General features: G+C 40.9%; 15 protein-coding genes. 8 read left to right on the top strand and 7 right to left on the bottom strand.

Annotated elements, in window-relative coordinates; genetic code table 11:
* Positions 1-42 precede the first annotated feature (42 nt).
* Complete coding sequence (locus ACLOAU_RS17110) at positions 43-1554, bottom strand: DUF4270 family protein (RefSeq protein ID WP_427863123.1); 1512 nt, start codon at positions 1552-1554, stop codon at positions 43-45.
* A gap of 40 nt (positions 1555-1594) precedes the next feature.
* The gene (locus ACLOAU_RS17105) at positions 1595-2407 is read right to left on the bottom strand and encodes a glycogen/starch synthase (RefSeq protein WP_427863122.1); all 813 of its coding nucleotides are present in this window, start codon (positions 2405-2407) and stop codon (positions 1595-1597) included.
* Between the two features lie 72 nt (positions 2408-2479).
* Here ACLOAU_RS17105 and panC point away from each other — a divergent pair, with 72 nt between their 5' ends.
* The 4 genes from panC (at position 2480) to ACLOAU_RS17085 (ending at position 5371) form a co-directional block, all read left to right on the top strand.
* Positions 2480-3328 (top strand): pantoate--beta-alanine ligase, encoded by an 849-nt coding sequence (gene panC / locus ACLOAU_RS17100; RefSeq protein ID WP_427863121.1) that lies wholly within the window; start codon positions 2480-2482, stop codon positions 3326-3328.
* A gap of 90 nt (positions 3329-3418) precedes the next feature.
* Positions 3419-3847, top strand: coding sequence for an OsmC family protein (locus ACLOAU_RS17095; protein ID WP_427863120.1), 429 nt, complete (start codon positions 3419-3421; stop codon positions 3845-3847).
* Between the two features lie 56 nt (positions 3848-3903).
* Positions 3904-5088 carry a trans-sulfuration enzyme family protein gene (locus ACLOAU_RS17090; RefSeq protein WP_427863119.1) on the top strand — a complete coding sequence of 395 codons (1185 nt, stop codon included), beginning with the start codon at positions 3904-3906 and terminating at the stop codon, positions 5086-5088.
* 19 nt (positions 5089-5107) lie between these two features.
* Positions 5108-5371 (top strand): hypothetical protein, encoded by a 264-nt coding sequence (locus ACLOAU_RS17085; RefSeq protein WP_427863118.1) that lies wholly within the window; start codon positions 5108-5110, stop codon positions 5369-5371.
* Positions 5372-5375: 4 nt separating this feature from the next.
* On the opposite strand, the gene ACLOAU_RS17080 is transcribed toward ACLOAU_RS17085, so the two are convergent.
* From ACLOAU_RS17080 to pdhA, 4 genes are all read right to left on the bottom strand, one after another.
* Positions 5376-6098: a (Fe-S)-binding protein gene (locus tag ACLOAU_RS17080; RefSeq protein ID WP_427863117.1), complete on the bottom strand. Its 723-nt coding sequence runs from the start codon at positions 6096-6098 to the stop codon at positions 5376-5378.
* 91 nt (positions 6099-6189) lie between these two features.
* Entirely contained in the window at positions 6190-6666 is a 477-nt protein-coding gene (gene ribH / locus ACLOAU_RS17075; protein WP_427863116.1) for a 6,7-dimethyl-8-ribityllumazine synthase, read from the bottom strand.
* Position 6667: 1 nt separating this feature from the next.
* Positions 6668-7366, bottom strand: coding sequence for a tetratricopeptide repeat protein (locus tag ACLOAU_RS17070; protein ID WP_427863115.1), 699 nt, complete (start codon positions 7364-7366; stop codon positions 6668-6670).
* A gap of 25 nt (positions 7367-7391) precedes the next feature.
* Complete coding sequence (gene pdhA, locus ACLOAU_RS17065) at positions 7392-8387, bottom strand: pyruvate dehydrogenase (acetyl-transferring) E1 component subunit alpha (protein WP_427863114.1); 996 nt, start codon at positions 8385-8387, stop codon at positions 7392-7394.
* Positions 8388-8636: 249 nt separating this feature from the next.
* On the opposite strand from pdhA, the gene ppk1 reads away from it, so the two are divergent.
* The 4 genes from ppk1 to ACLOAU_RS17045 all read left to right on the top strand — a co-directional run bounded on the left by ppk1 (position 8637) and on the right by ACLOAU_RS17045 (position 13151).
* Positions 8637-10694, top strand: a complete 2058-nt coding sequence (gene ppk1 / locus ACLOAU_RS17060; protein WP_427863113.1) for a polyphosphate kinase 1 — start codon at positions 8637-8639, stop codon at positions 10692-10694.
* Positions 10695-10801: 107 nt separating this feature from the next.
* Complete coding sequence (locus ACLOAU_RS17055; protein ID WP_427863112.1) at positions 10802-11692, top strand: Ppx/GppA phosphatase family protein; 891 nt, start codon at positions 10802-10804, stop codon at positions 11690-11692.
* 49 nt (positions 11693-11741) lie between these two features.
* Complete coding sequence (panB, locus tag ACLOAU_RS17050) at positions 11742-12557, top strand: 3-methyl-2-oxobutanoate hydroxymethyltransferase (protein WP_427863111.1); 816 nt, start codon at positions 11742-11744, stop codon at positions 12555-12557.
* A gap of 42 nt (positions 12558-12599) precedes the next feature.
* Entirely contained in the window at positions 12600-13151 is a 552-nt protein-coding gene (locus ACLOAU_RS17045; RefSeq protein WP_427863110.1) for a hypothetical protein, read from the top strand.
* 6 nt (positions 13152-13157) lie between these two features.
* Here the strand turns inward: ACLOAU_RS17045 and ACLOAU_RS17040 are convergent, their stop codons facing one another.
* Positions 13158-14399, bottom strand: coding sequence for an NAD(P)/FAD-dependent oxidoreductase (locus ACLOAU_RS17040; protein WP_427863109.1), 1242 nt, complete (start codon positions 14397-14399; stop codon positions 13158-13160).
* Between the last annotated feature and the right edge of the window lie 4 nt (positions 14400-14403).

Here is a 14403-nt window from a genome sequence, read left to right as displayed (position 1 = left end):
ATAGTATCTGCACCCGTGTAAATAAAATTTATAATGTGGGCATTAAATTTTTGAGTAAACAATTCTCAGCTTCATTTTTTGTGTAGGATGATTACCGCCGCCAAGTCGTACGCGGCCGGCAGCCGGCCCAGAACCTATTTGAACGATGACTCTGGTGCTATTGCTATTAACATTACCATTATTGATGACCGTATAATAATTCGCATGCAGGCGTAAATCAGCTAAAGGTGTCATTCCTTTCACCACATATTGTGCGTAACGGGTTAGATTAAATTTCCATTCCTTTATGGTATTATTTGAAAGATCCTTCTTAAAAGTATACCCGGAGCCGAATGATATATAGCCCGCAGGCGTGATGCTAAGAACAGTGCCCAGGTCATTAGCCGCCTGAAACGAGCCATTCTCAATAGCATAGGGAATCGTTTTATACTTATTGTTGGTTGCGTCCAGCATATCCATAAACATGAGCCTCGGCGCGTTGAAAAGAGTATCCGCCGGATCATAGACCTGTTCCATTTGTAACTGAGCCAAGTGGATGACACGATTAGTCATTCCTGCAAGACCCGGTATTTTCACTTTCGTGTAAGCTCCAGGGCTATTTTGAATGTAAGCAATTGGATCCTTTGTATTGTCATTCGATGTGGATTGCACCAGGGTACCGTTATGATCTCTGCCGATATAATTGGCAGTTCCTACCCGTCCAACTATATTGTAGTAAGCCACAGCCGTGTCGATATCACCAGCCGTAGTGGTATTGTCGTGACGATAGTAAACTATAAGCCGGGTATTTACATTATCGGCGATATTAAAGCCCATAATAGAATTGCCGCCGCTGGTTGACTTTAATGCAAAACCGCCCATTTTGGTTAAAAATATAGAATCGGTGGAGTATCCGTCGTTTACACCTGTAGTATCATAGTCAAGTAACCGTTGTCCAAAAGAGTTACTCAGTCTTATGCGAAGCGCATTACCGATGCGCGCTGTATCTTTTGCCCGGATATCTATACTGGAATCCTTTAAGGAACGTGGTATGATTTGCCTGGATCCCAGTATATTGGTAGTGATGAAATTATCTTCCCTTATCGAATAAGCAGAATCGCGATTAGTGCCGCTAACTTTGAAATTGTTAGCTGTAGAAAGCTCCGATACAGTGATTATCTGAGGTGTTGTTGTATCTCCATAGGTACTCAAATAAGCAACCTGCAATACTACTGAGTCAATATATCTTTTTCCCGGAACGTTGAGCAAATTTGTTTTCCCATTAGCCGGCGTCAACTGAAAAAACATGCGGGCATCTGTTTTCCCAAAAATCGGGTCTGTCATTACGCCCAAATATTGATCATCCGAATAAATACTCCTGGCCGAATCATCAGCAAAAGCAGATAGCATGTTGTACGTCTCCACCTCCAACGTAGTATCAAAAGTATGGATATTATCAACCGGAGGGATCAGATCCTGTCCCATATCGGTTGCTTGATTGATTTTGTTACAGGAAACCAGTAAAACGATAGCTAACGTGCATATTCCCAGCGCTGATGCAATATATTTCTTCACACAGATATTTTTGAAAATTGATACGGTAAGTTTGAGAAAATTATTCCGCAAGATCGTTATACAGTTGTAAATAGTCTGTTAAATCAGAATCTTCTTTAAACTGGAGGGTTTTTTTACCGCGTACTTTAGTAAACTCAGCCAGTAATTTCTTATCGACGTTGGGTGCACCAAAAGTGATGGCATCTGCATAAGTAGCGCCTCCTCTCATCAATGCTACATTAGTTCCTTCTTTATAAGGCTCCAGATCTTTTTCTTTCAGGGAAGGATGAATAAGCGCTTTGGGTATAAATCCTTTACCCAGCTTCTCTTTAAAAGTGCTTTCACCAATGGTGTATACAATTTTGCTATGCGCAAAAACGGGCTCCTTTTTGTAGATCGTTTTGAGATAAGCAGGAATTAACCCTGTCATCCACCCGCTGCAATGTATTACATCAGGGCTCCAGCCAAACTTTTTTACTGTTTCCAGGGCACCTTTGCAATAAAAAACAGTTCTCAGGTCATTATCGGCAAACCATTTTTCTTCGTCATCATGGAACAGGGTTTTTCTTTTAAACAGCTCCTCATTTTCTAAAAAATACACCTGAAGACGTGCGCTGGGCAAAGATGCCACCTTGATTTGCAATGGCATGTCGTCGTTATCAACGGTTACATTGATACCGGAAAGCCGAACCACCTCATGAAGTCTGTGTCTGCGCTCGTTAATAACCCCGAAACGAGGCATAATGCAACGTACCTCAAAACCATTATCATTGGCTTTTATCGCGAGTTTATTAACAATTTCAGAAAATTCAGTCAACTCTAAATAAGGGGACATTTCATTGGCTATAAATAAAATTCTTTTCTTTGTTGACATGCTTTTGCAATTTTTAAAGTTTGCAAAGTTAAACATTTATGGGCAAACTGCCTTGTATTAGAAATTACGATAATGAAAGTATTTAAAAAGATCAGAGACATACAGGATTATTTACAGCGTCAGGAAGAGAAAAAACTGAACATAGGGTTTGTGCCTACAATGGGTGCTTTACACCAGGGACACCTGAGTTTACTGGAAGCTTGTAAGGCAAGCTGCGATATCGCAGTAGTAAGCATTTTTGTAAATCCAACACAGTTTAACGACAAGAATGACCTTGAAAAATATCCGCGCACTATTGAGAAAGACATGACACTGCTAATTGGCGCAGACTGCGATGTTTTGTTTTACCCCGAAGCAGAAGAGATTTACCCTCCCGGAGAAATAACAAGAATTTATGATTTGCAAAGTCTTGAAAATCTGTTTGAAGGAGCTTACCGACCCGGACATTTCCAGGGGGTTTGCCAGGTAGTGGACAGGTTGTTTTCAATTGTACAGCCCCATACTGTATTCTTTGGCCAAAAAGATTACCAGCAATGTATGGTGATCAAAAGATTGATAGCAACAACCCCATCCTTTCATTCCATTGAGATGACTATTGTACCTACGATGCGGGAACCGGATGGTTTGGCAATGAGCAGCCGGAATATGCGGCTATCTGAGGAGGAAAAGCAGGTAGCTCCAACAATTTACCAGACATTGTTGTTTTTAAAAGATGCAATTGAAGCGGGAGCCTTGACACATATTAAGAAGACTGCTACTTTGAGATTAAGCGAAAAAGGATTTACAGTAGATTATGTGGGAATAGCTGACGCTTATACATTGGAACCCGTAGATGAATGGGATGGGCAAAAGCCCCTGGTAGCCTTAATTGCAGCATTTTTAGGGCAAGTAAGGCTAATAGATAATTTGGTTATAGCTTAGTTGGAAAGCTGATTCAATTAAAATACTTTTGCACGCGCAATTGAGACCAGTGCAACAATCTTATCAGAACCTTTAAATAAATATATACCGATGAATACAGTAAAATTAAAAAGGGTGAATGGCGAATATGGTTTTGACACCATTAATGAGAATGGAACAGTGGTGAAAACAGATACCAACCCCAATATGGGTGGCCTTGAATATGGTGCACGCCCTATGCAGCTTTTACTGAATGCATTGGCCGCATGTTCAAGTATAGATGTGATCAGCATTTTGAAAAAACAGCGCCAGGAAGTTACAGACTACGAAGTAACCGTTAACGGAGAACGGGAACCAAATGTAGAGCCTTCTTTATGGAAAAATATTGAGATGATTTTTGAGATTACAGGTAATGTAGATGAAGATAAAGCAAAACGTGCCGTTGAGATCTCGATTACCAAATACTGCTCGGTAGCTATTACCCTTGCTAAAGCGGGTGCGGAAATTAAAACACAGGTGATCATCAAACAGCCGAGCTGATAGATACCCGTTTCGAATAACAAAACAGTTAAAGACCCCGAATAAAATAATAAACGTTGAGTAACAAACGACAACTTCACCCATCGACCATCGCAGTAAGAACCCAAACAGAGCGCACCCAACAAATGGAACACTCCACGCCCCTGTTTTTGACCAGTAGCTTTACTTTTGAAAACGCAGAGTCGATGCGTGCTGCATTTGCAGATGAGTCTGACGATAATATTTATAGCCGTTACAGCAATCCTACAGTGGATGAATTTGCGCATAAAATTGCGTTGTTAGAAAAGTGTGAAGCGGGTTTTGCAGTTGCCAGCGGCATGGCTGCTGTATTCAATTCTTTTATGGCGCTTTTGAAAACGGGTGATCACCTCCTTTGCTGTCGCTCTATGTTTGGCGGCACCAACACCGTTGTTACCAAATTCTTAGGGAAGTTTGGCATAGAATTTACGTTGGTTGATGCGGCTGATATTGATAACTGGGAAGCTTTCGTAAAGCCCAATACTAAAATGCTTTACCTGGAAACGCCCACTAATCCTCAATTAGAGCTGATTGACCTGGAAAAAGCCGGCCGGCTGGCTAAGAAACATAACCTGATATATAATGTAGATAATTGTTTTGCTACTCCTTTTCTACAGACTCCGGCTGATTTCGGAGCCGACCTGGTAATCCATTCTGCTACAAAGTGGATTGATGGGCAAGGACGTGTTTTGGGTGGTGTTATTGCCGGTAAGAAAGAACTGATCAACGAAGTGTACCTGTTTTGCCGTAATTCGGGTCCTACCCTTTCAGCCTTTAATGCATGGGTATTAACCAAAAGCCTTGAGACATTAGATGTTCGTATTACCCGTCATTCGGCTAATGCATTGAAAGTGGCGGAAACGCTGGAAAAGAATGCTCAGCTGGAATGGGTCAAGTATCCTTTTCTCCCTTCTCATCCTCAATATGAAATAGCCAGAAAACAAATGAGTGCAGGCGGTGGTATTGTTTGTTTTGAGATAAAAGGCGGCGTTGAAGGAGGCCGTAAATTTATGGACGCGCTTCAATTATTATCGCTGACCCCTAACCTGGGCGATTCGCGTAGTATCGCTTCTCATCCGGCGAGCACTACACATTCTAAACTAAGCGAAGAAGAGCGTTTAAAAGTGGGCATTACACCCGGTCTTATTCGCATTTCAGTGGGTTTAGAACACCCTGACGACGTGATTTATGACATCGAGCAAGCGTTAAACAGCATTCATTAAAACCCAACTAACGATATAGATGATGACTAAGAAAGTAAGCAATGTTGTGACTGACTTAACCACAGAAGAGCTTCTTAAGCAAAAGAAAACACTTACGGGGGTAGCTTTTGGACTAGGCATCGTTATGTTGGTAGCCTGCCTGATCCTGTTCTATCTTGTATTGAAGAGCAAGAACTATATGATTATCTTTGTAATTCCGGTTGCCATGCTATCCCTGCTACCCAGTTTTATGAGATTAGGTCAAATAAACGCAGAATTAAAATCGCGTAAGAATAAAAAGTAAAAGCCTACCAGCCGCTGGCTAATACATCAGCCAGGTGCATAGGTTTGATACGGTACCCCTTGCCATTGATATAGCCCTGCAGGTGCATCAGGCAGGAAAGATCGGTGCTGATGATATAATCCGCGTCTGTGGCAATCGCATTTTCTACCTTTTGTTCTCCCATACCTACTGATATGCCCGGAAACTTTACAGCAAAAGTACCACCAAAGCCACAACAGGTTTCTACATCATTCATTTCTGTAAGATACAGGCCTTTTACATTTTGCAGTAATTGCCTGGGGCCTTCCTTTATTTTGCATTCCCTTAAAGCGGCACAGCTATCATGGTAAGTGGCTAGCCCGTTTAGTTCGGCGCCACAATTGTTTACCTTTAATATATTCAGAAGAAATTCTGAAAATTCGAATGTACGCGAAGCCATCGCCTTCACCTCGTTGTGCAAAGATGAGTTATCGAACAATTTCTGATAATAATTACGAATAAAACCCACGCAGCTGGCGCTGGGGGCCACTATATATTCAGCATCTTTAAAGTCGCTGATAAATTTGCTGCATACGGCCTTGGATTGGTCCCAAAAACCGGCATTAAAAGCGGGCTGACCACAACAGGTTTGATTGCTGTTATAATGAACGGTACAACCAAACTTCTCCAGCACTTTTACCATACTAAAACCCGTCTCGGGATATAACTGGTCTACAAAGCACGGAATGAATATATGAACATTGTACATGATTGGTTAATAGATAATTTCAGAATAGAATGCTACGAAGTCAGTTGCAGGATGCGCACGTAATCATACATCTAATATTGTAGATCGTACATTATTCCAACATTTTTAGCGCTGTTATAGCAGCTTCCTCCCCTTTATGTCCATGTTTGCCGCCTATTCTTTCAATAGCCTGCTCTTCGGTATTTACCGTTAAAACGCCAAATATAGTAGGCACAGGTAACATCAGGTTTAGCTGCAGGATACCATCAGCCACCATTTTGCATACATAGTCAAAGTGCGGTGTATCGCCTTTGATAACTGTTCCAAGTGCAATGTAAGCATGTGGTTCATCAAATTGCTGCTTGGCTTTGTTCCAATGCCGGTTGATGGCGAAAGGTATTTCTACACATCCGGGCACAATCAATACTTCTACCCTTGCGTTATACTGCTGCAATACGCGTAAACAGCCGGCTTCCAGCTCGTCTACAATATGCGCGTTCCATTCTGTTTTTACTAAAACAATAAAGGCATCCTGTTTAAAGATGCCAGTATCGGTATTTAATAAATTACTGTTGCCAGTTGATGCCATATTAATTAACGTTATATACCCCTAACTGCGCCAGGTACTTATCAGCTTCAAAACCTTGCTGGGTACGGGGATACTTTTCTTTTAATTCCTTAAAAAGCGCAATTGCTTCATCTTTATTATTCAAAACATGCTGTGCTAAAAACGCACCTCTAAAAAGCGCATCAGAGCTTTGTTGAGGATCTGCTTCGAAATGATGAGCTGCTTTCTTATAATAATCCAATGCTTCAGCTCCTTTACCCAGGTCGCCATACGCATCACCGAGCAATAGATAAGCACGCTGCTGAATTTGCTTGGAATCTGTGTTGAATTCCTTTAAATACTGAACCGCTTTATCGTTCTGATTCAATTTAATATAACAGCTACCTGCATAAAAATTAGCAAGATTCCCTTTTACTGTTCCGCTGTAATTATCAGCCACTTTGATAAAGCCAGGATTCACTCCATCGCCGTTTAAAGCGAGGTTGATAGAATCCATTTCATAATATTGCTCTGCTTTATAAATCTTATCAGCTGCCTCAGCTTCCTTAGGCCCCTTTACAAAGTGTTTGTAAGCGAAAAAACCGCCTACAGCCACCACTACTACACCCAGGAAAAGAGAAATGTTCTTACCGCTTTTGTTCCAAACCTGTTTTGCTTTCTCTACGGCTTCGTTTTGCTCAAGCGTTTCATTACCAGCTTGTTGGTTTATGTTATCTGCCATTTTATTCTTGATAGAAATTTAAATATTAATCAACGATGAAAGGATAATTCTGATCCATGTAAACATCCTTTAATACTTCGTCGTCATTAGGAATCGGACTTTCTTCCGCAAATTTTACAGAGTTGGCCACTACTTCTTCGCAACGCGCGTCAATTTCACCCAATATCTCTTCCGTTGCATAATTATTGTCCAGGATATTTTTTTTCAGAATGGAAATAGGATCCTTGGATTTGTACTCATCTACCTCGTCCTTTGTCCTGTATTTTTGAGGATCACTAATAGAGTGACCTTTATAGCGGTAGGTTTTTATCTCCAGTAACGTAGGGCCGCCTTTTTCACGTGCACGTTTTACTGCTTCTGCAATAGCATCATGTACAGACTCAGGATTCATGCCATCAACAACAGCCGATGGCATATCGAAACCAGCACCCAATTTGTAGATATCTGTTACATTGGACGTACGCTCTACAGAGGTACCCATTGCATAGTTATTATTCTCGCAAATGTAAATTACAGGCAATTTCCAAAGCATAGCCAGGTTAAAGCTTTCATGCAAAATACCCTGCCTTGCAGCACCGTCTCCAAAAAAGCAAAGTACCACGTTATCTGTGTCCTTATAATGCTCAGCAAAAGCTAATCCTGTGCCGGTACCAATCTGTGCACCCACAATACCATGACCACCGTAGAAGTTTTCTTTTTTACCAAAAAAGTGCATACTTCCTCCTTTACCTTTTGCACAACCTGTAGCTTTTCCGTAAAGCTCGGCCATGCAACTATCAACAGATACACCTTTGGCAATCGCTAATCCGTGGTCACGATAGGCTGTAATGAACATATCATCAGGTCTTGTTGCTGTCATACAACCTGCTGCAATAGCTTCCTGACCCACATACGCGTGAAAAAAGCCGCGTATTTTGCCTTCCATTTTATACTTTTCTTCCGCTGTAAGTTCAAACTGGCGAATCAATTGCATTAATTCGTACCAGTATAAATATGTTTCTTTAGAAAATTTTGTTGCCACTCGCTAATTTTTTGTCCGAAGAACCCCTTCGTGGAGTGCAAAGTAAGGGAAAAAAGCGTTTAAAACCAATAGCTATTCGTGAAGGTTTCGCGTTAGATAGCAGGTTTTTTCTTTGTTAAATCGGCATGGTTACACCCTGCTTCTCTTATATAAAAAAATAATAAATACTTAAAGTAGGATTTTAATCCGCTAAAAGCAGGTGCCCTATATTTATCGGATATTTTTTATATATTGAAAACTTAAATTACAATGTTGAAACTTATTCCAAGAGATATCAGCTGGCTATCATTTAATGAAAGGGTATTGCAGGAGGCATCGGATCATACAGTTCCTTTAAGAGAGCGGGTTAAGTTTCTGGGCATTTTTTCCAATAACCGGGATGAATTCTTTCGCGTTCGTGTGGCGTCTCTTAAAAGGATGCTGCAAATAGAAACCAAAATGAAAATGCATTCTGAGAAAAATCCTCAGAAAATATTGAATGAAGTGCAGCGGGTGAATACAGAACATCAGTTGGCATTTGAAAGAGTATGGGCCGAGGTGCTAACCGAAATGAATAATCAGAATATTTTTCTTAAGAATGATAAGCAACTGAATTCTGAACAGAAAAAATTCATTTTAGATTTTTTTGATAACGAAGTGAGCGCTAATATAATACCGCTCATGGTTGAGAATATTAAAAAATTTCCTAACCTGAGAGATAAGTCGATCTTTTTAGGGGTGGTAATGTCTAAGAGTTCTGATAAGGCCGCCCGGAAATATGCGATTATAGAAGTACCGGTAACTGCAGTTGGCAGTCGTTTTATTGTGTTGCCCTCAAAGGAGGGTACGCATGATATTATGTTGCTCGAAGATGCTATTAAGTTTAACCTGCCCGATATCTTTAGTTTTATGGGGTACGATGAATTTAAGGCTCATATTTTTAAATTTACCAGAGACGCCGAGCTTGATATTGATAATTCAGATACCACAACGATTATACAAAAGCTGGAAAAGGGGCTTAAAAATCGTAAAAAAGGCAAACCGATCCGCCTTGCTTACGACGAAAATATGGATCCGGGATTTTTAGAGCACTTGCTGGCCCGCCTGGGACTAACGAAAAAGGATAACCTGATGCCCGGAGGAAGTATTCATAATTTCAGACATTTTATGGATTTTCCGTCACAGGTTTTTTCCTACAAGGCGAAGCGTAAGCAACCTTTTATGCACCCCTTATTACAGGATGAACGTGTAGGAGATGTACTGATGAACCGGGACGTATTGTTGAACTTCCCCTATCATAGCTTCACGCCTGTTGTGGATATGATCAGGGAAGCCGCTTTTGATCCGGATGTAGTATCCATTAAAATAGCTTGTTACAGGCTGGCCTCTCAGTCAAAAATCGTTAATGCGTTGGTAAATGCAGTGCGTAACGGCAAAGAAGTGACGGTTATGATGGAGCTAAAAGCGCGTTTTGATGAGGAAGCCAACCTGCAATGGCAGCAGGTGCTGACTGATGTGGGCGCTAAGGTACTAACCGGCATACAGGATATGAAAGTGCATGCAAAGATTTGCGTGATCAAAAAACGGATCAAAACAAAAACGCATCATTATGGTTTTGTGAGCACGGGTAACGTAAATGAAAAAACAGCCAGGCTATACGGCGATCACTGCCTGTTAACTTCAAACCGGTTTATTATGGCTGATGTGAACCGCATTTTTAATTTCCTTGAAAAACCAGATACAGGATTTCATTTCCTTGAAAAATGCAGAACTCTAATTCCCAGTCCCGGATTCATACGAACCGAGTTAAACAAGTTGATTGACGCAGAGATTGCCGCGGCGAAAAAAGGCCATAAGGCTGAAATCATTCTCAAAATGAACTCGATGGCAGATGTTAAGTTGATTGAGAAATTAACTGATGCGGCCAAAGCAGGTGTGGTTATAAAACTGATCGTGAGAGGCATTTTTTGTATGCAATCGGAAAGTAAGAAATTTAAAGAGCCTATAAAGGCCATTAGTATTATTGACGAATACCTCGAACATGCCCGGGTTTGGATATTTCACAACCGCGGAGATCAGAAAGTGTATATTTCATCTGCAGATTGGATGATCCGCAACATTGAACATCGCATTGAAGCCACCTGCCCTATCAAAAACGAAGATTTAAAACAGGAATTGATCGACATTTTAAATATCCAGCTTAAGGATAATACTAAGGCAAGAATTTTGAATAATGAACTTAGTAATGAGTATGTAAAAAGGAAGAATAAAGAAGAAGTAAGATCTCAGGAAGAAATTTATAATTACCTCGCTAATAAATCTTACTGATATTTGCAGCGTCATTAAACTGAAATGTCAATATTTTTGGATGGTAGCCCGGATGCCCTTATAACCCCAGGCTAGTCATCAGGCTATAATTAATAAAAGACGAACAGATGAAACTGGCAGCCATCGATATAGGAAGTAACGCAGCAAGATTATTAATCACAGACGTATTTCATAGTAAAAGAAAGCAACCGGAATTCATTAAATCGAATCTGATACGTGTACCATTACGTTTAGGATTTGATGTGTTTGAAACGGGTGAAATATCTGAAGAGAGAGCCGGACGACTGATTTCCACCATGAAGGCTTACAGGAATTTACTGGATGCCTACGACATCAAACACCTGAAAGCTTGTGCCACTTCAGCCATGCGGGACGCCAGGAACTCTAAAGAAATTATAAAGAAGGTTAAAAAGGAAACGGGGATTGATATCGAGATTATCTCAGGCGATGTGGAGGCGGCTCTTATTTACGAAACACATATTGCAGAGGGATTGGAGAAAGATGTGCTTTATTTGTATATTGATGTAGGCGGTGGTAGTACGGAAATTACTTTTTTTCTCAATGAAAAAGTAGTCTTCAAACAATCTTTTAATATAGGAACCATTCGTCTTCTAAAACAGCAGGTAAAAGAAGAACAGTGGGAGGAAATGAAGGAAACGATCAAAGTACAGGTAAAGGATGCCAAAAAGGTTATGGGCATTGGTAGCGGGGGTAATATTAATAAAGTATTCTCGCTCTCTAAAAGAAAAGAAGGCCGCCCCTTGCCGGTGATGCTGTTACGTGACTTTTATAAGGAAATGAGTAGTTTGAGTTTACAGGAACGCATGAGCGCTTACAAGCTTCGGGAAGATCGTGCTGATGTAATTATTCCTGCCCTGCTCATTTATATCAATGTACTAAAATGGGGCGGCGCGGAAGAAATACTCGTTCCAAAAATTGGATTAGCAGATGGCCTGACCCATGCCTTATATGATGAGGTAATTAAAAGTTTGGAATAAGCAGTTCCTAACGTAATAAACGCTAATTTCACTCTTCAATTTTATAATCGTGTCCATAAATAAAGAAGTAAAACGTATTACCACCAATACCCTGATGATGATGAAACAGGCAGGTGAAAAGATCTCTATGCTCACCGCATATGATTATTCATTTGCCCGCATTATTGACAGTGCTGGTATTGATGTGATATTGGTAGGAGATTCGGCATCGAATGTAATGGCAGGTCATGAAACTACTTTGCCCATTACTTTGGATCAGATGATCTATCACGCTTCCTCCGTTATACGGGGTGTGCAACGCTGCCTCGTAGTAGTAGATCTTCCCTTTGGCACTTACCAATCTAATTCGGAAATAGCACTAGCTTCGGCAGTGCGTATTATGAAAGAAACAGGTGCGCATGCCATTAAGCTTGAAGGAGGCGAAGAGGCGATCGAATCGATTAAGAAGATCGTATCCGCTGGTATTCCGGTGATGGGTCACCTGGGCCTTACCCCCCAGTCTATTTATAAATTCGGTACTTATGCAGTAAGAGCTAAGGAAGAGGCTGAAGCTGAAAAATTGAAGGCCGATGCTAAATTGCTGGAAGAAGCTGGCTGTTTCGCTACGGTATTGGAAAAGATCCCGGCTCAGTTAGCAAAGGAAGTTACGGAGAGTTTGCATATGCCTGTGATTGGCATTGGTGCAGGTAAGTATTGCGACGGACAGGTTTTGGTAATGCACGATATGCTCGGTATTAATACGGAGTTTAAGCCTAAGTTCCTGCGCCAGTACCTGAATATTTTTGACCAGGCTACGGAGGCCGTAAAGTCGTATGTGAATGATGTAAAAACCAATGACTTCCCGAATGAGAAGGAGCAATATTAGTGCATAGACTATGTTCCACTGTAAACCTAAATTCTGCTGACAATGAAAAACACGATCTCATTTGCGCTATTGTTTGTGGCTTTATGTACCGCTTGCAATAGTGCAAAGAAAAATATTGAAGAACCATACACAGTGCAAGAGGTAACTATTCAGGAAGTTACCAGAGAAGATTCAATAGAGGAACCTCCGCCACCACCACCTCCCCGCCATACGTCAAAATTTGCAACGTTTAGCGAATGGTTAAAGAATCTTTGCAACATAGAAAATCCCGATAGTCGCGTTCAGCACTACGAGTTTTTTTTATCAAAGAAGGAAAACCCGGAAGCTGCTGATAAAGTTCAATATTTTATGGGCATTACCAGTTCCGAAAAAAATGGAATTGAGGATACAGTTTATAGTAAAAACCGGGGCCATTTCTATCCCAGGGAAGTTTATCTTTCGCCGCCAACCAGCATTTATAGCAAATTAAGTGAAGAACAGGCTATACAAAAGATAAATGAAGAAATAAAAACATTCATTCAATCTCCTTTATTTAAAGATTGCTTTGTAGGAAAAGCAAAATCAATTCGTTTTAGAAACAAGGTTATTTTATAAGGACTTTCAATTAAATCTGCCCGGCTTAAAAGCGTTCACATTAATGCTGGTTTTTTTATGCTGAATGATCTCATTAAGTAATATACCCGTTCCGGTAGCGCAGCTTACTCCCATCATCGCATGCCCCCCTGCGTAAGTTAAGTTAGTGTACTGGTTATCTCTGCCAATATACGGCAGTCCGTCTGGCGTCACGGGCCTGTAACCAAACCAGGCTTTGCTGGTATCTGGCTGAGCCAGGTTCATTTTGGGATAATATTTTTTAAATGCATCATAAATGGATTGAACTCTTTTAGGAAGTATATTGTCACTATGGCCACTCATTTCCATGGTGCCACCAATGCGCAGCCACCGATCAATGGGAGCCGTAGCAACGCGATCATCGACGAGTATGGATGGATATTGCAGGTTCTGCGCAAGTTGATCATAAACCATACTATAACCCTTGCCTGGTTGTAATAATATCCGGATGCCTAAGAGCTTTGAAAGTTCGCCCATCCAGGAACCATTGGCAATAATGACCTCATCGGCTGAAATAGGCTGTGTATGGGTAACAACCGATGTGATTTTATTGCCGGTTTTCTCGAAATCGGTAACCTCCGCATTTAAATAAAAATGAACACCCATTTCCCGTAAACGTTTGTATAACGCCTGCATCAGTTTAGCGGGGTTTACATGGCAATCGTCGAGATACAACACACCACCAGCCACATCTACTTCTGTTTCACTTTCATAATCCTGCACCTGTTGTTTATTGCAAATAACAGTTTTGAGTCCAAATTGCTTTGCCTGTTCAGCCATCTCCTTCTCATGATGGCCGGTGACCTCAGATTTGTAAAGCATAAAAACGCCTTTTTCCAACAAATCAAAATCATCCAGGTCATTTTTCAAATCTGTCATTTGCTGACGTGAAAGCTGCAGTAAGTTATTGAGATGTGGTGCATTTCTTTCCACCAGCGACTTATTCGCCGATTTACGGAAAGTCAGTCCCCATCTTACTAAGTCGGCATTTAAACGGGGTTTTATATAAAAGGGAGAAGAGGAACTCATCATCCATTTCATACCCTGCTTTATAATGCCAGGCGTTGCCAAGGGAATAAAATGAGATGGCGATATATAACCAATATTACCAAACGAACAACCGTCGGTAAGGTCATTCTTATCAACCACAGATACTTCCAGGCCGGCTTTTCTTAAATAATAAGCCCCGGCCAAACCGATTATACCGCCCCCAATAATTACAACATTCATCTTA

Source organism: Paraniabella aurantiaca, assembly GCF_050309965.1.
Lineage (GTDB): Bacteria > Bacteroidota > Bacteroidia > Chitinophagales > Chitinophagaceae > Niabella.
This window is presented reverse-complemented; position numbering and strand designations above follow the sequence as displayed.

Bases quoted from the DNA above. Each gene is read 5' to 3' on its own strand.
- ACLOAU_RS17045 (WP_427863110.1), top strand. From the start codon at position 12,600: ATGAAAAACACGATCTCATTTGCGCTATTGTTTGTGGCTTTATGTACC.
- ACLOAU_RS17080 (WP_427863117.1), bottom strand. From the start codon at position 6,098: ATGTACAATGTTCATATATTCATTCCGTGCTTTGTAGACCAGTTATAT.
- ACLOAU_RS17105 (WP_427863122.1), bottom strand. From the start codon at position 2,407: ATGTCAACAAAGAAAAGAATTTTATTTATAGCCAATGAAATGTCCCCT.
- ribH (WP_427863116.1), bottom strand. From the start codon at position 6,666: ATGGCATCAACTGGCAACAGTAATTTATTAAATACCGATACTGGCATC.
- ACLOAU_RS17095 (WP_427863120.1), top strand. From the start codon at position 3,419: ATGAATACAGTAAAATTAAAAAGGGTGAATGGCGAATATGGTTTTGAC.
- ppk1 (WP_427863113.1), top strand. From the start codon at position 8,637: ATGTTGAAACTTATTCCAAGAGATATCAGCTGGCTATCATTTAATGAA.
- ACLOAU_RS17040 (WP_427863109.1), bottom strand. From the start codon at position 14,399: ATGAATGTTGTAATTATTGGGGGCGGTATAATCGGTTTGGCCGGGGCT.
- ACLOAU_RS17055 (WP_427863112.1), top strand. From the start codon at position 10,802: ATGAAACTGGCAGCCATCGATATAGGAAGTAACGCAGCAAGATTATTA.
- ACLOAU_RS17085 (WP_427863118.1), top strand. From the start codon at position 5,108: ATGATGACTAAGAAAGTAAGCAATGTTGTGACTGACTTAACCACAGAA.
- panC (WP_427863121.1), top strand. From the start codon at position 2,480: ATGAAAGTATTTAAAAAGATCAGAGACATACAGGATTATTTACAGCGT.
- ACLOAU_RS17070 (WP_427863115.1), bottom strand. From the start codon at position 7,366: ATGGCAGATAACATAAACCAACAAGCTGGTAATGAAACGCTTGAGCAA.